The sequence below is a fragment of the Rhodococcus sp. MPR-R1B genome (assembly GCF_058793255.1).
On sequence record NZ_JBXAFO010000022.1, the window covers coordinates 70,363 to 92,490 of the forward strand.

Annotated in this window: 19 protein-coding genes and 1 pseudogene; 13 read left to right on the forward strand and 7 right to left on the reverse strand. The window is 62.7% G+C overall.

Annotated elements, in window-relative coordinates:
- Position 1: 1 nt before the first annotated feature.
- The 3 genes from AC1Q61_RS25010 to AC1Q61_RS25020 form a co-directional block, all read right to left on the reverse strand.
- The gene (locus tag AC1Q61_RS25010; RefSeq protein ID WP_492651214.1) at positions 2 to 1,996 is read right to left on the reverse strand and encodes a TerD family protein; all 1,995 of its coding nucleotides are present in this window, start codon (positions 1,994 to 1,996) and stop codon (positions 2 to 4) included.
- 228 nt (positions 1,997 to 2,224) lie between these two features.
- Complete coding sequence (locus tag AC1Q61_RS25015; protein WP_029254390.1) at positions 2,225 to 3,349, reverse strand: DUF475 domain-containing protein; 1,125 nt, start codon at positions 3,347 to 3,349, stop codon at positions 2,225 to 2,227.
- A gap of 137 nt (positions 3,350 to 3,486) precedes the next feature.
- Positions 3,487 to 4,062 carry a TerD family protein gene (locus AC1Q61_RS25020; protein ID WP_003941199.1) on the reverse strand — a complete coding sequence of 192 codons (576 nt, stop codon included), beginning with the start codon at positions 4,060 to 4,062 and terminating at the stop codon, positions 3,487 to 3,489.
- A 243-nt stretch (positions 4,063 to 4,305) separates the two neighbouring features.
- Here AC1Q61_RS25020 and AC1Q61_RS25025 point away from each other — a divergent pair, with 243 nt between their 5' ends.
- The 9 genes from AC1Q61_RS25025 (at position 4,306) to AC1Q61_RS25065 (ending at position 14,561) form a co-directional block, all read left to right on the forward strand.
- Positions 4,306 to 5,451, forward strand: coding sequence for a hypothetical protein (locus AC1Q61_RS25025; RefSeq protein ID WP_083291607.1), 1,146 nt, complete (start codon positions 4,306 to 4,308; stop codon positions 5,449 to 5,451).
- A 92-nt stretch (positions 5,452 to 5,543) separates the two neighbouring features.
- Positions 5,544 to 6,701, forward strand: coding sequence for an HpcH/HpaI aldolase/citrate lyase family protein (locus AC1Q61_RS25030; RefSeq protein ID WP_070161536.1), 1,158 nt, complete (start codon positions 5,544 to 5,546; stop codon positions 6,699 to 6,701).
- Positions 6,698 to 7,987, forward strand: coding sequence for a phosphoribosyltransferase family protein (locus AC1Q61_RS25035; RefSeq protein WP_492651213.1), 1,290 nt, complete (start codon positions 6,698 to 6,700; stop codon positions 7,985 to 7,987). Before AC1Q61_RS25030 ends, AC1Q61_RS25035 begins: the two co-directional genes overlap by 4 nt.
- Positions 7,984 to 9,093 carry a cysteine protease StiP family protein gene (locus AC1Q61_RS25040; protein WP_021342748.1) on the forward strand — a complete coding sequence of 370 codons (1,110 nt, stop codon included), beginning with the start codon at positions 7,984 to 7,986 and terminating at the stop codon, positions 9,091 to 9,093. The genes AC1Q61_RS25035 and AC1Q61_RS25040 overlap by 4 nt, the downstream gene beginning before the upstream one ends.
- Positions 9,090 to 9,947, forward strand: coding sequence for a hypothetical protein (locus tag AC1Q61_RS25045; RefSeq protein ID WP_019746738.1), 858 nt, complete (start codon positions 9,090 to 9,092; stop codon positions 9,945 to 9,947). Before AC1Q61_RS25040 ends, AC1Q61_RS25045 begins: the two co-directional genes overlap by 4 nt.
- Positions 9,948 to 9,974: 27 nt before the next feature.
- Positions 9,975 to 11,372 (forward strand): TerD family protein, encoded by a 1,398-nt coding sequence (locus tag AC1Q61_RS25050; protein WP_492651212.1) that lies wholly within the window; start codon positions 9,975 to 9,977, stop codon positions 11,370 to 11,372.
- A 158-nt stretch (positions 11,373 to 11,530) separates the two neighbouring features.
- A complete protein-coding gene (locus AC1Q61_RS25055; RefSeq protein WP_020906054.1) occupies positions 11,531 to 12,424 on the forward strand; it encodes an SGNH/GDSL hydrolase family protein in 894 nt (297 codons plus the stop codon).
- 40 nt (positions 12,425 to 12,464) lie between these two features.
- Complete coding sequence (locus AC1Q61_RS25060; RefSeq protein WP_492651211.1) at positions 12,465 to 14,021, forward strand: TerD family protein; 1,557 nt, start codon at positions 12,465 to 12,467, stop codon at positions 14,019 to 14,021.
- 84 nt (positions 14,022 to 14,105) lie between these two features.
- Positions 14,106 to 14,561 carry a tellurite resistance TerB family protein gene (locus AC1Q61_RS25065; RefSeq protein ID WP_003941110.1) on the forward strand — a complete coding sequence of 152 codons (456 nt, stop codon included), beginning with the start codon at positions 14,106 to 14,108 and terminating at the stop codon, positions 14,559 to 14,561.
- 56 nt (positions 14,562 to 14,617) lie between these two features.
- On the opposite strand, the gene AC1Q61_RS25070 is transcribed toward AC1Q61_RS25065, so the two are convergent.
- Entirely contained in the window at positions 14,618 to 15,139 is a 522-nt protein-coding gene (locus tag AC1Q61_RS25070; protein WP_007727034.1) for a 2-oxo-4-hydroxy-4-carboxy-5-ureidoimidazoline decarboxylase, read from the reverse strand.
- Between the two features lie 524 nt (positions 15,140 to 15,663).
- Here AC1Q61_RS25070 and AC1Q61_RS25075 point away from each other — a divergent pair.
- The 3 genes from AC1Q61_RS25075 to AC1Q61_RS25085 all read left to right on the forward strand — a co-directional run bounded on the left by AC1Q61_RS25075 (position 15,664) and on the right by AC1Q61_RS25085 (position 18,484).
- Entirely contained in the window at positions 15,664 to 15,996 is a 333-nt protein-coding gene (locus AC1Q61_RS25075; RefSeq protein WP_042922706.1) for a hypothetical protein, read from the forward strand.
- A 271-nt stretch (positions 15,997 to 16,267) separates the two neighbouring features.
- Complete coding sequence (locus tag AC1Q61_RS25080; protein WP_230793171.1) at positions 16,268 to 16,918, forward strand: hypothetical protein; 651 nt, start codon at positions 16,268 to 16,270, stop codon at positions 16,916 to 16,918.
- A gap of 435 nt (positions 16,919 to 17,353) precedes the next feature.
- Entirely contained in the window at positions 17,354 to 18,484 is a 1,131-nt protein-coding gene (locus AC1Q61_RS25085) for a lipase family protein (protein WP_128637969.1), read from the forward strand.
- A gap of 378 nt (positions 18,485 to 18,862) precedes the next feature.
- Here the strand turns inward: AC1Q61_RS25085 and AC1Q61_RS25090 are convergent, their stop codons facing one another.
- Positions 18,863 to 19,168, reverse strand: a complete 306-nt coding sequence (locus AC1Q61_RS25090; RefSeq protein ID WP_492651210.1) for a DUF6301 family protein — start codon at positions 19,166 to 19,168, stop codon at positions 18,863 to 18,865.
- A gap of 121 nt (positions 19,169 to 19,289) precedes the next feature.
- On the reverse strand, positions 19,290 to 20,516 hold the full coding sequence (locus AC1Q61_RS25095) for an MFS transporter (RefSeq protein ID WP_042922700.1): 1,227 nt from the start codon (positions 20,514 to 20,516) through the stop codon (positions 19,290 to 19,292).
- 307 nt (positions 20,517 to 20,823) lie between these two features.
- On the opposite strand from AC1Q61_RS25095, the pseudogene AC1Q61_RS25100 reads away from it, so the two are divergent.
- A pseudogene (locus AC1Q61_RS25100) lies at positions 20,824 to 21,030 on the forward strand (lipid-transfer protein); the annotation flags it as partial.
- Here AC1Q61_RS25100 and AC1Q61_RS25105 read toward each other — a convergent pair.
- A complete protein-coding gene (locus AC1Q61_RS25105) occupies positions 21,030 to 21,851 on the reverse strand; it encodes an HAD-IIB family hydrolase (protein ID WP_051649622.1) in 822 nt (273 codons plus the stop codon). The pseudogene AC1Q61_RS25100 and the gene AC1Q61_RS25105 sit on opposite strands and share 1 nt — an antisense overlap.
- Between the last annotated feature and the right edge of the window lie 277 nt (positions 21,852 to 22,128).

Here is a 22,128-nt window from a genome sequence, read left to right on the forward strand (position 1 = left end):
GTCAGTCTTCGTTGTCGACTTGTTCTTCACGAGGGAGATCGGACGCCTTCGGGGCGGCGGGGACCCATTCACGGAGCGGTTGAACGACTTCGGAGTAGAAGATTTCGGCCGAACTGGTCACACTGTTGATGAAACTCGCAGCAGTACCCGAACGCTTGCTGCCGAGTGTGAAGGACTGTGTCAGTACGAATGAACTGAGTTGGCCGCCTTGACTGTCTGTCAACAGACGTGGCGTTGTGCGCGCGGATGCAACGGTCTCGCAAGTCGACGAGGCCGGGCCGGTGAACAACGCTTCGACCAACAATTCGGCAGGAGCATTCTTCAACTGACGCAAAACCCAGGTGACTCGTTTTCCCGAAGTGCCTTCGTCTGGTGCAGAAACCGTTGTACTGCAGCTCACTTTGTTGGTTCTCAAATCAGCAGTAACCCGTAGCTCTCCGGCTGCGTCGGGGATTCGGAGGGTGGCGCTGAAGGTGCCGTCGTTCGCCAATTCGTTGACCGTCAGCGCGGTACGCGCATCCGCATCGTTGACCACCCGACGGGGCAACACGTGTTTGACGACGACACCGAGATCTGCAGTGAACCGCAGCGCAAGGTTCCGCGCGAGCGCGATCCACGACTGAGCGACCGCCGCTGCCTTCGGATCTCCAGGACGTAGAGTTCCGGCGCTCACGGAATCGCGTATCGATACCCAGTGCCGACCCATGTCGACGAACTCCGCGGCCCCGGACTTGGGATGTTCGATGTACCGGAGAAACTCGCTGAGAATCCAACCTTGCAGCGGATTGTCGATTCCGCCGTGCGAGAGCACCATCCGAGCCTCGTGGATGACTTCTGCCCAAGAGAGATGCCGCAGCGCAACTTTGGTGAGCTTGCGCTTGTCCACCTCGACGGGTAATTCGCCGGCGCCGGCAGGCAAGTCGTTGGACAGGCTGATCACGACGTCGTACTTGTTCTTCTTGGCGACGTCGAGATAGTTTTCGAGCTGCTCTCGGGTATGGGTGCCTGCTCCAGTCTTTGCCTCGAGCAAGCCGGTCCAGAGCCGGCTTCCGCGGGCGATGCGCCACACCGCATCCGGGATCACCCGAGATTCACCTTTGACGTAGGGAACTTCGACATAGCCCTCGAACGAGCCGGCCGGCGCGCCCACGCGGGACGAAACCGCCCGCGCAAACAATGGAACCGCTTGCATCGTGGAAACCAATGCCGACGTTGTGCGTCGTTCTTGTTCCTCACCGGTTCCGACGCCGATCACCGAGAAGAGTCGTGCAGGTTGCCAGGCCTCGGACTCTGCGTGCTTGAATTCGGGTAGTGGGGCTTTCTTGGGCACCGGCTTCGCTGTACGAACACCACGCTGTCGGACGGGCTTCGCGGGCGTTGAGGGCTCTGTGACTGACGGTTCCTGTTCCGATATCGGTTGGATTGCCTCGAGCTCAGGTGACCCAGGCTCCTCGACGGGGGCATCCTCACTCACGTCGACTCCGAAGTCTTCGGCGAGCCCGGCGAGGCCTGATGCCCAACCTTGGCCGATGGCGCGAAGTTTCCACTTCCCGCTACGTCGATAGACCTGGCCGAAGACGAATGCGGTTTCGGTGGACGCGTCGGCGGTGACGTATTCGGCGATAGGAGAGCCACCGGAATCAACCAGTTGGAGCGCAAGTTTGCCGAGGTCGCCGAAAGAGCCGGTGTCGACGCTGCCTATCAAAGCGATCGCGTCGACCTGATCGGGTATAGCAGCGAGGTGGACGAGGAGGCGCTCGTGCGGACCGGATTCGGCTTCGCGGCGGCCGAGATAGCGAACCGAGCCGTCAGCAGATTCCTGTTGGTTGTAGAAGACGAAGTCCGCGTCGGACCTGACTTTTCCGTCGGCACCCAGAAGCAATGCCGAGGCATCGACACCGAATTCCGTATTGTCCCAGGTGATCACGATGTCGATCTGATCGAGTTCGTCGGGGAGCTCGATGTTCTGGCCTTTGGACAGAAATTGGTCTTCCACGAATTTCCCCTCATCGCTGTGCACAGTCGGATTTCGCATCTTGATTGTCCAGGGGCAGATCGAATTTTGTGTGGTTTCGAATCCGCAGGGCAATTGTTCAGCCGCAGGCTGAATTTGGCGCGCGGCTGAGCAATTGGCGCGCGGCTGGGAATGCAGAGAGTTTCAATTCAGGCATAACAAACAAAACGCCCGCAACCAATTGGTCGCGGGCGTTTCGTGAAAAGAACGTCAGACAGTTGCCGGAGTGTTCTCGTCTAACTTCGGATCTTCGTTCGCGATTCGCTTGTTGCGAATGAGGCTGCTGATGAAAGCAGCGCCGATCAAGAAGACACCGACCAGGCCGGTGATGATCTCGTTGATGTGAACGCCGATGGACACCATCAAGATGACGGCCAGAGCGCCGATGGCCCAGTGCGCACCGTGCTCGAGGTAGACGTAATCGGAGAGCGTGCCCTTGCGGACCAGGAAGACCGTGATGGAACGGACGAACATCGCGCCGACGAAGCCGAGGCCGAGGGCGATGATGATCGGGTCTGCCGTGATGGCGAATGCGCCGATGACGCCGTCGAAGGAGAAGGACGCGTCGAGGACCTCGAGGTAGAGGAACAGGAAGAAGCCGGCCTTACCGGTCGCCTTCGCGAGCTGCGTGGGGCCGCCGGACTTGGCGGTTTCTTCCTCTTCGCCTTCTTCCGGCAGGTTGAACAGTTCACCCAATCCGTTGACCGCGATGTAGGTGATCATGCCCAGAACACCGGAGATCATGACGGTGGAAACCTTGTCGTCAGCAGCGAGGAAAGAACCACTGAGAACCAGGACGATGCCGGCCACGACGACGGAGAGCTGATCGAGCTTGCCGATGCGAGCGAGGGGCTTCTCGAGCCAAGACAGCCAGGTGATCTCACGCTCTTCGAAGATGAAACCGAGGAAGAGCATCAGCAGGAACATGCCACCGAAGGCAGCGATCTGCGGGTGAGCGTCCGTGAGGATGGTTTCGTAGCTCGGCTCGTTCGTGCCGGGGAAGTACGCTGCACCGTCCGGCGGCGGGTTGAGCGCGAGGTCGAGTGCAGCTACGGGACCGAGACCGGATGCAGCCCAGACGATCACGAGTGGGAACACCAGACGCATACCGAAGACGGCGATGATGACGCCGATGGTGAGGAAGATCTTCTGCCAGAATTCACTCATTCTTTGCAGAACAGTGGCGTTGATGACGGCGTTGTCGAAGGAAAGCGAGATTTCCAGAATCGACAGGATGATGACGAGGAACAGTGCCTCGGGTCCGCCGTAGATGAACGCAACGATCATCGCGAGGATCGAAATTGCGATGGATAAACCGAATATTCGCAGTACCACGGAGCGTGGCCCTTTCTAGTTGGTCAATGCAGAGTGGTTACTGCAAGCGGTCTCTCACCGCATCCGAACGTGAAAACGGGGAGGGTTCCACAGACTACTGCGGAACCTTCCCCGAGTCAGCTCGTCGAGAGCGAAGATCAGACGTTGACGCCGTAATCGCGCGCGATGCCCGCGAGGCCGGACGCGTAGCCCTGGCCGATTGCGCGGAACTTCCACTCTGCACCGTTGCGGTACAGCTCACCGAAGACCATGGCGGTCTCGGTGGAAGCGTCCTCGGAGAGGTCGTAACGAGCGAGCTCGTTGCCGTTCGACTTGTCGACGACGCGGATGTACGCGTTGCGGACCTGGCCGAAGGACTGCGAGCGAGCTTCTGCGTCGTAGATCGAGACGGGGAAGACAACGCTCTCGACCTCGGCAGGAACCGCTGCGAGGTTCACGTCGATCTGCTCGTCGTCGCCTTCGCCTTCGCCGTCCGTGTTGTCACCCTTGTGCTCGATCGAGCCGTCGGGCGAACGGAGGTTGTTGAAGAAGATGAAGTGCTGGTCGGAGAGGACCTTCTTGTTCGAGCCTGCGCCGATTGCGCTGGCGTCGAGGTCGAAAGCAGCTCCGGTGGTGGAACGTGCGTCCCAGCCCAGGCCGACGACCACTGCAGTCAGGTTCGGGGCCTCCTTCGTGAGAGAGACATTGCCGCCTTTGGTCAAGCTGACGCCCATTCAGGGGTCCTTTCAAGAGGAGAGACAAGGCCCACTACGACGCGAAGTCGTCTTGGGAGTGTGTTTACCTCCACCACCCTAACCGCAGTTCCGGTGTGTTCGCCGTAACAGCAGAATTACGAACCGAGAAGCGAAGTGCTGGACCCGTAGGATTCAATCGTGGTGGGAAGATGGTCGGAGCGCTTCAATCGGGGGGCAAGAGTGGGGGAGTCGGTCAGTCGTGCGCGGGAGGCGCAGACGGCCATGGTTTCGGCGTTCCTCGACATGGACAAGCGGCAGACCATCGCGTCGGCAGCAGTCGACGCTTCCGCCGAGCTGTACCCCGAGCGAGGGCTGCGCGCTGCGTGGGAACCCGTTCGGGATCGGTGCTTCCAGGCTGCGTCGGACTACCTCGACACATCCGAGCGCTATGGCAACGATCAGGTACTCCACCAGAACCCGAACGGTGCTCGGGCGGCGTTCGAAAAGTCGGTAGCCGAACTCGTCGAGGCGGCAAAGGGCGTCGACGCCTTCTACAACGGGCATCGTGCGCACCTCGAGCAGGCGACGGTCACGATGTCCGCCATTCCCGTCCTCGGCCAGCAGGCCCGAACCCTGGCGAACGCCGTCCGGGAAAAACTGGCTGCCACCGATCAGCGCTATCGCGAGTACCCGTCGGTGGTGACGGCCTCCGAACACCTCGACGACGCGGTTGCAGCGCTCGACAATGCGCGCTCATCCGGTCGCGCCGACGCAGTCCGCACGCGGGCCGAGAGTGTCCGCGAAGCGGTATCGGCGCTCGAGGAATCATTGGCAGAAGCCCCGTCGACCCAGCACCGTGCCGAGATGACGATTTCCTCGGTCTCGACCAGGTTGTCGGCAGTGCGCACTCGAGTGGACCGCCTGGATCCGGCGTACTCCGCATTGCTGCGCGAGTTCAACGCCGCGAGTTCCGCTGACCTCGTCGACAACAGCAGTCGCAGCCGAGCACATATCGATCAGGCCGACATCGATCTCAAGGAAGCGAAGCAGTCGTTGGCTGCGGGAAACCCCGAACATGCACTGGCTTTGATGGCCGAAGCCCGCGTGCACCTCGCCGACGCCGAAGCGTGTGCCGACGCCGTGACGGACCGTCTCGCTACTCTGCGTGCAGTCCGGGCAGATCCGAGCCAAAAGGAACGTGAGGTTCGTTTCCGGCTGAAAGACGCCCAGATGTTCGCTGTTAACCAAGGGTTGGTGGCGGAGTGGGGCTCTGTACTCGATGCTCAACTAGCAAGGATCGAGCGAGCGAGTGCGTCACTGTCGGGAACTCATCCGGACTACTGGTCGTATGTATTACAGCTGGACTCGGTATCGACGTTCATCACCGAAGTTGTCGAGAAGATGCGGGCGCGAGCCGGCAAAAACTGAATGGTCGGGCCGATCGGGGGATCGGAGTTGCCCGACGCGTTGTCATAGGGGGTCGTTTCATGGACTTGATTGCGGTTACAGAGAGAAGAGAAATGCAGCACTTTCAACATCTCGAGGATGACGTGCGGGAGCAACTGTTCCTGCATGCGCCTCGATCGTTCGCGGATTCCGACGAGAGGGATCTGCTCGCGATTGCTCTGGGTGCAACTCTCTACGTTCCTGCCACCCGGGCCGGGTTGGCCGACATCGTGTGCAAGCGTGCGTCCGAGGGCGTCAGCTCGATGGTGCTCGATCTCGAGGATGCCGTCGCCGATCACGAGGTCGAATCGGCGCGAGCGAACGCGGTCGAAGCTCTCGACAAGATCGCGTCCACCGACGCCGTCGGCATGCTGCTGTTCGTACGGGTCCGTGAAGTCGCGGACATCCACAAGGTCGCCGCGTCGTTGACCGAGGGGCGCGCCGCGCTCACCGGGTTCGTAATCCCCAAGTTCGGCAGCGAGTCCGGCCCCGTGTTTCTCGACGCCGTCGCGGACGCATCCGAACTGCTGGGTAAGCATCTCTACGCGATGCCGGTACTCGAATCACCCGCGCTGGTGCACCGCGATACGCGTGATCTCGAATTGCGCACCATCAGTGGGATTCTCGGGCAGCACCGCGATCGCATCCTTGCCGTCCGCATCGGCGCCACCGACATGTGCAGCACCTTCGGCATCCGTCGTGACCGCGATCTGACCATCTACGACGTGCGCGTGGTGGTCGACGTCATCGCCGACATCGTCAACTATCTCGGGCGCGCGGACGGTTCGGGTTTTGTCATCACCGGGCCCGTGTGGGAGTACTTCGCCGATCACGAACGCATGTTCCGGCCGATGCTGCGCGCCACCCCGTTCGAGGAACACGACGCCGTCCGGTTCCGTCAGCATCTCGTCAGCCGCGACCTCGACGGTCTGCTCCGTGAGATCGCGCTGGACCGAGCCAACGGAATCCAGGGCAAGACGGTCATCCACCCGTCGCACGTCGCAGCGGTCAATGCACTGTCCGCTGTCACGCACGAGGAATATCACGATGCCCTCGACATTCTCGGTGCCGACGCCGGGGGAGTTCAGGCGTCCGGCTACCGGAACAAGATGAACGAGATGAAGCCGCACCGCAATTGGGCCCATCAGACTGCGCTCCGAGCTCACGTGTTCGGTGTGACCAACAAGGGAATCACGTTCGTCGAGTTGCTGACGGCGTTGGTCGATCGATGACAGAGCTTGTCCAGTCCAAGGACGTTCCCTGGGCTACAGCAGAATTCGGCTTGGACCTCGTTCACGGTGATTCGTCACTCGGGCATTCGGTGCCCGATCTGGTGATCCCGGGACTTCGGCGGAATCCGCGTCGCGCTCATCTGCTGGTGTCCACCGTGCTGGGAAAGCACGTGCCCACCGAGCCGTCCGTGGTCATCGGCGCTGCCGACGACCTCGGCGATCTGGTGCGGACAACCCTCGGTGAGGGTGTCGACGTCGTCGTTCTCGGGTTTGCCGAAACCGCAACAGGTTTGGGCCACTGCGTCGCAGCTCGCCTGCACGCTCACTGCTACCTGCACTCCACGCGCCGAGACGTACCAGGGGCTACGACGCTCGCCGGATTCGAGGAGGGGCACTCGCACGCCACGAGCCATCTGATGCAGCCGACGTCCGCCGAACTGTTCGAGAACGACCTGCCTCTGGTCCTCGTCGACGACGAGATCTCCACCGGCGCCACCGCGATCGATGCCATCCGGGCGCTGCACGGGCAATGCCCGCGAAGCCGCTACGTCGTGGCCTCGCTGGTGGACATGAGAACCGAGGAACACCGAGTCGCCGGCGAAGCCGCGGCCACGGAACTGGGTGTACGAATCGACTACGTCTCTCTCGCTTCGGGTTCGACGGTCCTGCCCGACGGCCTGACCGAGCGCGTCACGGCGCTGGATGCTCCGGATCTCAACCCGATCGGTGATCGCCGCGGCACGCTGTCTCGGATGGATCTGCCGTGGCCCGCGCAAGTCCCCGACGGAGGCCGGCACGGTTTTCTCGATGGCGACACCGCGGCATTCGAGTCAGCCGTCGAGGCAGCGGTGTCCATTCTCGGATCGTCGATCGACGCGTCGCGTGCTGTGATCGTGATCGGTCACGAGGAGTTGATGTACCTGCCACTGCGCATCGCCGCGGGCTTGGAAAGCTCTGGGCGAGCGGTTCGGTACCAGACCACGACGCGTTCACCCGCCTACGTCGTCGACGTGCCGGGATACCCGCTGCGTCGCGGGTTCACCTTTCCGGCACCGGAACTGGGCGAGAACGAACCCCGATACGTCTACAACGCGCAGTGGCCTGACGCGGCGGTCGACGCCCTTGCCTTGCTCGTCGTGGACGAGCCCGCCGATACCGATCGGTTGACGGCGATGGACGGGGTGATCGAGGTGTTACGGAACTCCGGCACCGACGTCCTGGTCGCCACCGTTCGCGGGGCCGATCCGTCGGCGCTGCGAGAATCCAGAGCAGGAGGCTCGTCATGAACGAACCATTGGTCGGGCCCGAATTCGGTTCGTACGCGCCGGGCGAAGTGAAGTGGCTGCTCAAGGATCTTTCGCACGTGGATCTCGAAGCGGATGTATCCGTGCGCGAGAAGCGTATTCAATCGGGTGAGGCGCACTATGCCGAGTCTCTTCCCATCGAGTACCAACCCGATCAGGCATACCGGGATCTGTTCGAGACGGTGCTCGCCGAGAGCGCTCCACGGTTGGCGCGCGCTGTCGGAACCGTGATGGACCTGGTGCTGGCCGAGCGGGGGAGTGACATCACGCTGGTCTCACTCGCCCGGGCCGGAACACCGATCGGGATTCTGATGCGGCGCTGGGCCCAGCAGACCCGCGGGCTGACGTTGCCGCACTACGCGGTGTCCATCGTCCGCGGCAAGGGCATCGATTCCGTCGCACTCGATTATCTTGCGCACCATCACGACTCGGAGAACGTCGTCTTCGTCGACGGCTGGACAGGTAAGGGCGCCATCGCCCGCGAACTCGACGCAGCGTTGACGGAGTACCACGAGGCAGGCGGAGCGAAGTTCGACTCCGATCTGGCTGTTCTCGCCGACCCCGGCCACTGCGTGCGAACCTACGGAACCCGCGACGACTTCCTGATCGCGTCGGCGTGCCTCAATTCGACGGTGTCCGGCTTGGTCTCACGAACAGTCCTCAATGACACCCTCATCGGGCCCGGCGATTTCCACGGCGCCAAGTTCTACGCCGACCTCGCCGACGTCGACGTCTCCAATCGGTTGCTCGACGTGGTCTCGGCCGAGTTCGATTCAGTTCGCGGCGACGCAGCGGATTCTCTTGCTGCAGTGCTCGATTCCGATCGGACGCCGACCTGGGCCGGCTGGGAGTCGGTGGAGAAGGTGCAAGCCGAGTACGGGATCTCGACGGTCAACTTCGTCAAACCAGGTGTCGGAGAAACAACCAGGGTGTTGCTGCGCCGGCTCCCCTGGAAGGTTCTGGTGCGTGAACTCGACGCCCCGGAGCATGCACACATTCGGTTGTTGGCGCAGGCCCGCGGGGTTCCGGTCGAGGTGGTACCCGACCTCGCCTACTCGTGTGTCGGGCTGATCAAGGACATCACGTGAGCCGTGCGGACACCGCTGCGTCCCAGGTCCTGATCGCCACGGATCTGGACCGCACGATGATCTATTCGCAGGCCGCGATCGGCGGCGATCCCAGTGGCTCCGACCTGGATTCGGCGCCGAGCCCGCTGTGCGTCGAGTACTACAACGGCGGTCCGCTCTCGCACATGAGCGTCGAATCGATCGAACTGCTGACCGCGCTCAGCTCGCGGGTTCCGGTGATTCCGACGACGACCAGGACCATTGCGCAGTTCCAGCGGATCGATCTTCCCGGCGGACCGTGGAAGTACGCCATTACGAGCAACGGCGGAAACATCCTGGTGGACGGCGAAGCCGATCGCGAGTGGCGAAACGAGATCGACCGTTCGACCAGCAAGTCCGGCGCCGAGTTGCCGCAGGTTCAGGCGGAACTGGAATCGCGGATCGACTCGAGCTGGGTCAGCTCCATTCGTGTTGCCGACGACCTGTTTCCGTACCTGGTCGTCGATCTGGCCGTGATGCCGAGTGAATTCGAAACCGAATGGAATCACTGGTGCGTGACGCGGGGCTGGAACGTTTCGCGTCAAGGCCGGAAGATCTACACGATGCCCGACGCCGTGTCGAAGTCACGCGCACTGGCAGAGGTGCGCCGCAGACTGGTCGAGTCGGGTGATCTGGATCAATCCGCAGTCGTGATCTCGGCAGGTGACGGCGCATTGGATGCGGACATGCTCGAATACTCCGATTTCGCGATCCGGCCGAGGCACGGTGAGCTGGAAGAACTGAATTGGCAACGGCCGACCGTTACTGTGACAGAAAGGTCCGGTATCGCAGCGAGCGCGGAGATATTGCGGTGGTTCTCTTCCGCGCTCGGGTAATACACGCTCTCTATGAAGGGGATTTAGTTGTCTGTATCGCTTGCCAAAGGGCAGAACGGCCCGCTGGACGTCTCGGATGTAGTTGTGTCGGTTCAGCTGGCTGCAGCCGCTGACCTGTCTGCGCTCCTCGTGACGAGCAACGGAAAAGTTCGTTCCGACGCCGACTTCGTCTTCTTCAACCAGCCGACCGGACCCGGCGTGCAATTGGTGCCCAACCCGGGTGGCATTGCCTCACTCCGAGTCTCGCTCGCCGGCGTCCCTGCCGATATCGAGCAGGTTCGCGCCGTCATCACGCTCGATGACGCTTCGTCGAACTTCGGGCGCAGCGCTGCACCCACCGCTCGGGTCTCCGACGCGGCCGGGAACGTGTTGTACGAGTACGTGATCGACGGTCTCACCACCGAGTCCATCGTCATCGCGCTCGAGGTGTACCGACGCCAGGGTGCGTGGAAGGTGCGCGCCGTCGGCCAGGGGTACGCGGGTGGATTTGCCGCGCTGGTCACCGATCACGGTGTGTCCGTCGACGATGCACCCGCGCCGCCGCCGCCGCCCACTCCGGTCGCGGCTCCGGCTCCGATCACCCCGCCCTCGTCCGTCGCTCCTACTCCGCCGGCGTACAACCAGCCGCCGCAGCAGCAGCCTTCGTACAACGCGCCGCCGGTTCCGCCGGCCCCGCCCGCATACAACCAGCCGCCCGCCTACAACCAGGGACCGACGCCGCCGGCCTACCCGCCGGCGCAGCAGCCTGCGTACAACCAGCAGCCGACGTACAACCAGGCACCCCCGGCGCCTCCCGTGCAGAACCAGCCGCCGGCGCAGCAGCCCGAGGTGAGCCTGGTCAAGGGACGCCCCGTCAGCCTGACCAAGGGCCAGAAGGTCACGCTCCGCAAGGAGGGCGGCGTCGCGCTCACCATGATCCAGATGGGTCTGGGTTGGGATCCGATCAAGAAGAGCGGCCTGTTCGGAAGCCGTACCGCCGACGTCGACCTCGACGCTTCGGCGCTCCTGTACGCCGACGGCAACCTCGTCGACGTCTGCTACTACGGTCAGCTGACGTCCAAGGACGGCTCGGTCCGTCACATGGGTGACAACCTCACCGGCGACGGAGACGGCGACGACGAGGTCATGCTCGTCGATCTGCAGCGGGTCCCGGCTCACGTGACCACCGTGATCTTCACCGTGACCTCGTACCGCGGACACACGTTCGAGCAGGTCTCCAACGCTTTCTGCCGTCTCGTGGACAGCACCACCAACTCTGAGCTCGCTCGATACACGCTCCAGGGCGGCATGGCTTTCACCGGAATGGTGATGGCAAAGGTGTACCGCGCGAACGGCGAATGGAAGCTGCAGGCCATCGGTGAAGGTATCCAGGCCAAGCACGCAGGAGAAGCTGCGCCGCAGCTGGGACGTTTCCTCACTGCTTGAGTCGAGACTGCATAGTCGAGATGAATCCGGTTCGGCGGTAGGTGGTTTCGATCGCCGTCCGCCGAACCGGACATCGTTGTCCCCTCCGTGCGTTAACCTCATGCGGCATGTCGAGCCGTCAGTCGAGCGGCCGTGCGCGAGAGGACTTGGCACAGTAGATGATCACTCGAGGGAAACTTCTCGGTCGGGCGGCGGCCGTCGCAGGCGTTGTGCTGGCGCTCGTGAGCACCGGAATCGCGCAGGCTTCGGTGCCCCAGTCGGCACCGCCGGCAGGTTTTTCCGAGACCGGGATCAAGTACGTCGCCCTCGGTGACTCCCGCGCCTCCGGTCCAAGGCTGGAACCGATGTACCCCGACGCCTGCTCGCGTTCGTACGAGAACTTCGCGGGCAAAATCTCGCGGGCGCTCGACGTGGCCGAGTTCGCTGATGTCTCTTGCAGCGCGGCACGCGCCGAGAACATCATCGACACCCCACAGCTGATTCCGAACTACTGGCCCGTCCAGCTCGATGCCGTTCACCCGGACACCGACCTGATTACCATCTCGATCGGCGGCAACGACTCCAACAGCATCTTCCTCGGCCCCCTGTGCGTCGCTCCGGGACCAGGAACCGATCGTGGATGCCGGTACGACCCGCTCGCGAATTCCGTCGCCCAGTCCGGAATCGACCGGGCTGCCGGAGAATTGGATCGCATCCTGACCGCGGTCACGCAGCGCGCGCCTAACGCTCGCATCTACCTGATCGGAGAGGGCGGCATGATCTCCTCTCGCGGATGCTGGCCGAACATCCCGTTCTCAGACGCCGACGCAGCCTGGTTCATGGACTACTTCGCTCGCTACAACACGAAGTTCGACGAGGTCGCCCACGCCCACGGTGTGCGCACTGTCGACATTGCGGCGGCGAGCATCGCCGGCGGGCACGACGCGTGCGCGAGTGCAGATCAGCGTTGGTTCGAAGGCCTGTTCTCGGAGTCGACAGCGCAGCGCTTGCACTTCACGGACGCCGGGATGACCGCAGTGGCCGATCTAGTGGTGGCGGACCTGCAAGGCTGACCGAGAGCGCGCGGTCATGGCATAGTTCGCTGCTGTGGGTATGACTTTTGTTCCCGGACAGAACGCGCCGCTGCAGGCGCCCGTGGTGACGTTTCGAGCCGAGAGCCAGACGCCGTTCGACGTGTCGGCGCTGGTAGCGGACGCGAACCTGCGGGCATTGACGTCCGCGGACTTCGTGTTCTACAACCAACCATCCACCGCTGGAGTGCAACTCGACCAGAGCGGCATCCGGGTGGAACTCGATCGACTTCACCCCGATGCCGCGGCCGTGTTGTGCATCGTGAGCGTGGAATCGGCAGCGACGGCTGCGGGAGCCTTTCGCACGGCCGGGCTCTCCGCCACCCTGAGCGATCAATCCGGTTCGGTCCTGGCCGAATTCGCGATCCCCACCGCAGGCACCGAGACAGCGGTCATCTGCTGGGAGCTGTACCGAAAGTCCGGTGCCTGGAAGATTCGGGCCGTAGGGCAGGGCTATGCGGGTGGTCTGGCGGAACTGATCTCGGTGCACGGCGTCGAGGTCGACGACGAGCCGGCACAACCAGCCCCGACGGCCGCGCCCGCGTGGGACTCCGCCGTGGAGCCGTTGGAGGTGGGCCGCGGCCTCGAGCGTGCGTGGATGATCTTCGAGGACGCCTCGCGTTCTGCCGCTTCCTTCGTCTCCAGCAGCGAGTACGCGCTTGCCCGTTTGGACGAGGATCTGACCGCAGCCGTCGCAGATCCGTCGTTGCGGAACTCGGCAGCGGGAGTGGCGGCGCGCGATGCCGCACAGAAGCGTCACGACGACCTCGTCTCACTCGCGCGGGACAATCACGCCCGCGACAGCGCTCAGCTTGCGCACGAACTCGGCGTGATCGACGGCGTGCTCCCACGGTCGATGGCGTCGTGGAAGTCGGTATCCTGGGCGGGTACAACCGATCCGGCCCAGATCACGGCCGTCAGCGACGGAATGCGTCTTGGCGAGCTGTCGGCTCCGGACCGCGGCACACTCACCGTTCCCTACTGCGTCCCGTTGCCACTGCGCCGGCCGATCTGGGTGGACAGTACGTCGAGCAAAGCAGCGCTCGGTCTGATCAGTGCCGTCACCGTGCGCGTCATGGCCGCCGGCCCGATGCCGCTACTCGACGTCGTCGACCTGACCGGCTCGCTCACGCCACTGACCGACCGACTGGCACCGATGCTCGCGGGGCCGGTCATCACCGCTCACACCGAGATCTCGGCGCGCTTGCGGGCACTGGCCGAGGCCGTCGACATGGGCGAACTCGCGCGAATGAGTGGTGTCGCAGATGGCCCGAGTTCCCTGCGCCTGTTGATCCTCAGCGATTTCCCGCACGGATATTCCGCCGAAGACGCACAGACCATCATGTTCCTCGCCGAACGCGGACCGGCAATCGGTTTGTCGATACTGATTGTCGGAGAGGACGAGTCGAACTTCGCGGAAGAATCCGTCGCCGCGCTGTCCGAGGGGTGCCAACATCTTTCGGCAGCAGGGCAGACGGAGGTTCACGATCCGTGGACCCGCACGCAATGGCACTTCACCCCGGACGTGCTCGACCCGATCTCCGAGTCGCGAATTCTGGCAGTGTTCGACCGCACCTAGTGGCCGATGGCGGATTGCCGAGCGCACAGGCAGAGTGGTGGTACGACCACGCGCGGTGTGTGGCGGCAATACTCGAGGAGACTCATGGCATTCTGGGATCAGTTGAAGGCTAAGGCTCAGGAGATGAACGGCCAGCTCAAGACAAAGACCAGCCAGTTCCAGAACAAGGAATTCAAGAACGCGAGCATGGCAATGTGCGCGTTGATCGCCGCCGCAGACGGTTCGATCGATCCGTCGGAGCGTCAGAAGACCGCCGCGCTGATCATGAGCAACGAGTCGCTCGCGGTCTTCCCGCCGGACGAGCTTCGTGAGCAGTTCGACTGGTACTGCAGCAAGCTGTCCTCGGACTACGAGTTCGGCAAGGTGGAGGCAACCGCGACCATCGCCAAGCTCAAGTCGAAGCAGGATCAGGCCCGCGCGGTCATCCAGATCGGCATCATCATCGGCGGCGCGGACGGCAACTTCGACGAGCACGAGCGCGGCGTCGTACGCGACATGTGTTTTGCAGTCGGAATTTCTCCGGCCGAGTTCGATCTCTGATCGATTCAGAGCATGAAAGCGGGTGCGGCGCGAAAGCGCTGCACCCGCTTTTCTTTTCAGTACTCGGGATAGCCGTCCTCGGGTCCCAGCATGCGCTCGATCCTCGTCCGCGTGATCTTGGCGAGCTCGTCGACGCAGACCTTGCGCTCGACGGACCGTTCGTTGGACATGCGCTGGCCGATGTTCTCGAGCAGGTCGTCGGCGTCGTGGCCGTGCGAACACCACAGATACCGGAAGCCGAAGTTCCGCTCGTACTCCTCGCCGGCGCGATAGATGGTTGCCATGACGGCGTCGTCCGGAACCCAGATCGAGCATTGCTCGAGGTGGGACGGCACGCTGTTCTTGCGCACGCCTACGGGTGGATGGCATTGCAGGGCGCGTTCGACGTCCTCGTCCGAGAGGTTGAGAATCGCGTCCTCGGCGCGCGAGAGGATCTCCGCGTGGTCGGCGAACGGACGTCCGTCGCTGACCCACCCGGCCCACGTCAGCGAGCAGCAGCACTCGAACAATGCGTGAACTGCCTTCTGCCGCGGTAGTTCGTTGAAGCGCTCCAACCCGATCGATTGATGTAGCAGCATGTGACCTCCCGGCCCGTTGTGCCTTCAGGCGCGCTCGACATGCCGCGCGGTAACCAGATGCGCGGCCACTTCGATAATCCGCCGCTTCACCTGGGAAAGGAAGGTTTGCTCACCGAGTTTTCAGGTTCTTAACGCGGCGTAACGAGCTGACCCACACAACGCAGGAGCCCCACCGGCGACAACCGGCGAGGCTCCAGACCGGGACCCCTTGGAAGGAAAAACCCGATCATGACTGACTTTCTTCTCTGGCCCGCCCGTATCCAGCTAGGCGCTTTGCTCGCTCGGGCTCGCGATCGCCACCGGCGCCTTCGGACCTTCTTTCGCCGTGCAACGAGACCTCACACTGCAAGCACGGATCATCGAAAACCTCGTCGGGATCTTCCCTGCGAACGTCGACAGCGCAACCATCGCCATCACCAGCAAGCTCACAACGAACACCAAGGTCGTTAATAGGGCGCTCGCTGCGAAAAAGTGCGCAGAGACCAGTTCCACGGTCGACGTTGAGTAGTTGTACGGATTCGCGGGTGTCGCTGCGCGTGCAGGCTCAGGATGTGACCATCTGGCGGAGGATCGGCGTGTTGTTCCTTGCATTGGTCTGGACGCTCGTGGCGGCGGCCTTGGTGTTGTTCGGTCTGTGGGATTCAATCGACACGAGCTGTGACGGACCTGCGGAACGCGACATGGCCGGTGGCGGATGGCTGGTGATCGCGACGTTGTCCGTATGGTCTGGGGCATTCGTCGTCTGCGCGCTTCGTCTCCGCACCGTGACTGCGGCCGTGCTCGCGACACTGTCGGTCGTATCGTCGACACTGGTCGTGGTCAACATGCTCGCCACTGCCTCGGGCCTATGTTGGTGAATGTCTATTCGCCTTCCTGGTCGTTCACGCGTTCGGATTTTTCGATGACCGTGTGCATCGAAAAAATGCTTATACCCAACGTGATCACCCTCTCGAACTTCCCGAAAAGAACCGCGTTAAGAAATTCAGAAGTGTTGCAGGAAAACAATTTTGGTCCCGGGTTGCATAGGTGATCAAGTGCCCCACAGATTCGTTACCCCAGTTCCGCCCGTTCTGGACAGGCTTTCGGGTTCCGCTCATTAGCCACCGTGGTCTTGGACATACTGAGGTCATGACGAGCCGAGGAGTGGTACGTAGTTGGGACGTGGGGGGTATGCAGGGCGTGATCGACTCCGCAGACACTCCGGGCGGTAGCTGGACCTCATGGACATCTGTAGTGGTCCACGGGTTCCCGGGTTTGGTCGAAGGTCAGGAAGTCGAGTTCGAGTGGAATCAACTCGACGAGCCGGCAGTCGGTTACGACTTTCACACCGTGCAGGCGTGGCCAGTCGGCGAGGACCACACGCCGCCGGGACCGCCCGGTTTCAGGGCTTGGGATATCGATCCCGACGGCACCGTTCACGAGGTCACCGATCTAGACATCACCGACCTCGACGATACGATCGCGCCCCCGATCGGCACCCCAGCGATCGGTGTCGTCACCACGTGGAATGGTGAGGAAGGCTGGGGAGTCATCGACTCCGCGGACACTCCGGGCGGTTGTTGGACCTTCTACAGCGCCCTACACCCCGACGAAGTCATCAACGCTCGGCCGGGCGACAGTTTCAGCATCGGCGGAGGGATCAGCGCTCTCGTCGTCGGAGAGCAGGTCGACTTCGAATGGGAGCCGGTCATCGACCAGGACGGATACAAATTTCGTGCGATCAAGGTCAGGCCGCGGCGGGATATCCCCCCGTGGCGCGTCGAACGAATCGGTAGGTAGTTCGACATCGACGGCACGTCGACGACCACCTGCCCTGCCTCGAACGTCGCGAAGCGCTCGCCAACCGCAGCCTCGAGCACCCTCGCATCAAAGTCCCACCTCACTGGCTCAACGTCGACGGACCGATCATGCTCGAGGTAGCCCTTGGGCATGCCTCTTCGTGCGCATTCGAGCCCGAAGACAACCATCAATCGTGCACCGTGCCACATCATTGCCCTCACCACGCATTTCCAGCCACACCTTGTGCGCGCCGTAGACCGAATAGTTCTCGGTATGCACGGCTGACCTCGGCTGTAAGTTCTTCGTCGTGCACGGTCCGCTGGCCCCTCGACTGCAGGAGCGGCACCCGAAGATGGTCGAACCAGTACGCCGGCGCCGCCGGTTCGCGCAGAATGGAAGTCGGCGCAGACACTGACGAACCACGGGAGCGATGCGATGATCCGACGACGGCTCGGCCAAGCATTGATGGTGATCGCACTCGCCTCCGCGGCCGTCTCGACCGCGCCCGTCCACGCGCAGGAACCGGCGCCAATCACGACGCCGGGCACAGTGACCGCGGCAACTTCCCTGCCGCACTCCTTCTGGATTCCCGGCGCCGCCAACGCATCAAAGCTCACGTACTGGTCCACGGGACCGCTGAACCAACCCGCGTTGAGTACGGGCGCGCTCTTCCTGCCCCCCGGCGATCCACCCGAAGGCGGTTGGCCGGTCATCTCGTGGGCTCACGGCACTGTAGGTATTTCCGACCAGTGCGCTCCCACCGTGACCGGGACCGTCGGCAGTCCATACCTCACGAACTGGCTCTCGCAGGGCTACGCGATCGTCGCCACCGACTACGTGGGGCTCGGCACGCCGGGAATCCACGCGTACCTGGACGGACCGTCGGCGGCGCACAGCGTGATCGACATGGTGCGTGCCGCGCGTGGGGTCGAACCGTCGCTCTCACCGCGGTGGTTGGCACTCGGACAGTCTCAGGGCGGGCAGGCCGCTATGGTCACGGCAGCGATCGCCACACGGTACGCACCCGAATTGGACTATCGGGGCGCGGTCGCGACCGGGGCGCCGTCCAATCTGGAGAACCTTGCACCACTCGTGGGGCCGGACTTTCCCCGCTTGCCACTGACCGGCAGCACCGTGTTCGTCTCGTACCTCTTGGCCGGACTCCGGGCGGCGCGACCCGATCTCGACATCGATCGCTACCTGACACCGCGCGGCACGGATGCCCTGGCCCGAGCCGAAACCGACTGCTACCAGGACATGGCATCGGGCCTCGGCGACGTCACGATCGGCGATCTGGTGAACCGGCCCCTCGACGATCCCGCGGTGCTGGCTGCTGCTCGCGGCATGCTGGAGATCCCGACGACCGGGTACGACCGGCCAGTGTTCCTCGGGCAGGGGCTGACGGACGAGATGGTGCCGGCACCGCTGGCTTTGAAACTCGCGGCCGAACTCGCCGCCAACCGCCAGCCAGTCACATTCCGCACATATCCGACCGGTCATATCGAGACGATGCGGGCAGCGCTCCCCGAAAGCCTCTCCTTCGTCCGGAATCTCTTCCAGCCGTAGGTGAATCATGCGTTTCGTGAGAGCTTGTCCGACCCACTTTTGATCTTCTCAGCACCGTCAGGAGTGCGCGGTTGACCGAGGATCTGCCGAAGCCGAGCGTTGCAGCTATGGCGTCGAGGCTCTTGCCCCCGCCGCAGGTTGGACCGTCACCGAACATCGGGAGCGAGGCGCGTCAATAACCATAGACGTCAACATCGCATGTCCTGGGTGGACCGCGGATCTAGACACGTACAGCGTCTAGGCGATCGACTTCGACGTTTCGGATCGCTTGGGGCCACAGTGCGATGCGACCAGGCGAACCGACTTTGGCCGTTCTGCTGAAATATTCTTCCTGGCAACAAAATTCGACTGAAGCTGGTCAGGAGATGACCTCGATCGCTAGTCCTCGTCCTCGTACTCCGGTTCGGGCTCATCCGCCCATGCCTGATATCCCGGACTCTTCAGATGCAGGTGGATCGCACTGACACCCAGGTTCAGTGTGATGACCGCTTTCGGCAGATCCCACCGGATAGTTGCCTCAGGTTCGGCGCTCGTGGCTGTCCCCAGGAGTGCAGTTAGTGCCACATCGAGGTTCGTGAATCCTTCGACCAGCAACGGACGCACCACGGTCAAGGGCGTAGCATCATCTGCCACGTCCGTGACTAAGATCGAGATCGAATCCATTCTATGTTGCCGCCCGAACATGTTCGCCGTCGGCTATCTGCGAGTGTCAACATGACCTGCACCTGGAACGGACGCTCCTAGGAATTACACGCTGTCAGAGAACTCGGCCGCCGCGGAGGTAAACCTGCGCTGAACGCCGAGGTTAGAGATCCCGCGCCGAGTGTCGCAGCGGCGAGAACGCCAGTGTGCCTGCCGCGATTGCGAACACGATGGTGACGCCGATCAGGGTGGGGCGTTCGCCGATCGCGCCGACCAACAGGCCTGCTGTCACGGCACCGAGGGCGGCCATGGTGCGGTTGACGGAACGCCGGGCGGCATTCACGCGCCCGAGAAGCTCATCCGGAGTGAGCGCTTGCCAATAGCCCATCTCGTTCGCGTTCTCCGCGCCTGCTGCCAAGCCCTGCAGGCCAAGAGCTGCGAAGAGAAGGAGATGGCCAACAAGTGTGTCGGTCGCGAAGGTAACGAGAAGCCAGGTGAGGGGATACAGCGAGCGGGCGAGGATGACCGTTCGTCCTGGTCCGATTCGCGTGCCGATCGCATGTGCACTGGACGCTCCGAGGAGGCTTGCGACACCGAACGTCGTCAGAAGCAGGCCGTATGTGTAGGCGCTGAACCCGAGTGAGCGGAGGGCGAAGAGAGACAGCACAGTCAACGCGGCTCCGTTGGCGAGGAACCACACGTGTGTCGATATTGCGAGCGGGTTGAGAGTGCGGTGGCGGTAGGTGAATCTCAGACCCTCACGCATTTCGTTCATCAGGTTGCGGGAGCGAGAAGCGGGTCGCGGCTCGTCTACGTCGAGACCGGAATTGAGTGCGGCATCAGCGAGATAGCTGATTGCGTCGACGGCAATCACCACTGGAGCGCCGAGCAGGCCAATGAGTCCGCCTCCGACCGTTGGCCCCAATGTCGTTGCTACTGCGTCGGCTTGGTCGAGTCGAGCGTTTGCTTTCACCAGTTGGCTGCGTGGAACCAGGCGGGGCAACAAGGACTGCATCGCAGCGAAGCCGAACACCGAGAAGGAGCCGAACAACAGCAACACGATGACCAGAACCCAGATGTGCAGAAGTCCGGCGAGCCACAGAAGCGGAACAGTACCGAGTGCTACCGCTCGACCGACGCTGGCCCACACGAGTATCGGCTTGCGCCGCCACCGATCGACGTAGACCCCCGCGAACAACCCGAGCACCGCATAAGGGATGAACTGAGCCGCGTTCACCACACCGACTTCGAAGGGCGTCGCGTCTAGAAGCTGTACTACCAAAATGGGCATCGCCACAACTGTCACCGACGAGCCGGCCGAACTGATTACCGCGGCCGTGAGGAAGCGGCGAAACGGTGAACGATTGACGGCCGGAGAAACCTCACTCATCGCTTCTACTCACGATGCCGCCACATGTCCGACTCCGCAGGTCCGTCCCATGAAGGGGACTGTAGTCGAGCACGCCCGATATGGTGCTGAGCCCGGGACGGTTGTTTGGCATTGCGAAGTTGACAGAAGTACTCGACATGGTGACAGGGGAGCGACTCTACCGATTCGAGGGAAGGCATCACCATGATCGAAACAGGATCTCCCACATACATTTTCGTGATTCCCCGCACTGAAGAACGCGACGGGTACGAGAATGAGTGCTTCACCCATTACGTCCAAGGAATGTTCCACCGCTGGATGTTAGGGCGCCACAGGATCTTCGGCCCTTTTCCTCGCACGCCAAGCCGTCGCCAGCGGCACCGTCGAATGCGCATTGGCTGTCGGCTTCGAGCAGATGAAACCCGGCGCACTCAAGCGGGTCTGGGACGACCGCCCAGCGCCGATGTTCCGTTTCGACGATCTGATGACCGAGATCCTAGGCGTCCACGACGCGCCGCGCACAGCCCAGATGTTCTATCGGAACCATGTCGACAATGCGGTGGCAAGACCGTCCTCGGTGCCTGGTGGGCAGATCTGGTCGGCTGCGGCAAGCACGGAAGCGGGTGCGTGACCCATGGCCACGCCGTGAGCTGCCCAGTCCAGCATTTCCAGATCGTTGATGCCGTCACCGACGGCTAGGGTCCGTGTTGCCGCGACGCCCAGCTCGATGCGCAGCCTTTCCAGCATCGCAGCCTTGCTTACGCCGGCTGCGGTCAAGTCGGCCAGTGGTTCGTCTTCGTAGCACAGGCTTCGAATGCCGGGGAGGTCGAGAGTAGACAAGATTTCGGTCAGCTCCTGCCCACTGCGTCCAGGCCAGTGGATCGCTAGTCGGGTGGTCGGCGTGGTCGCAAGATCGTCGATATCGACCAGCTCGACCTCGCCGTGGTGCATATCCGCGTCGTCGACAGGGCCGGTTGCTCTGACCCCGATGCCCGGGTTCTCGGCTACGAAGATCGCGCCGGGTAGTTGTTCGCGTAGTGCCGCGATGGGAGTGCGTAAATCGAAGACCACTTGCTCCGCGATTTTCCCGGTTGCGGCATCGATCAGCACGGCCCCGTTGGAACAGATCGCGAACCCCGTCATGATGTCGAGCTCGAGTAGGAACGGTCGCGTCGCGGGGGCGAGTCTGCCGGTGCACAGCACGACGTGGGCTCCGGATCGAACAGCGGCCCGCACAGCCGATCTCACTGCGATGCTGATCGTTTCGTGCGCGAGTGGATTCGTGTCCTCGGCGACGTGCAGGGTGCCGTCAATGTCGAGGGCAATCATCATCGGGTGGCCGGATTCGAAAACCAAGGGTCATCCTTCGATAGTGTCAACTCGACAAAATTCATCGGTAGACCGTGTGTGGGTCGGCTCGGGTGCAACATACTCGAATCGGTATTCGTCGCCCAAACAGAGACGGTGGGCGCACACAAATCGTGCTGAATAGCGACACCTGAATTTCGCCGGCGAGTCCAGAGCCGTATCGCGTGGCTGCTCGGCTTATGGTGCGCGGGTGATGGCATTCGGGGGATGGGCGCGGTGGTGTCGGTGGGTGTTGTTTGGTGTGGGGTTGGTGTTGGTGGTGGGG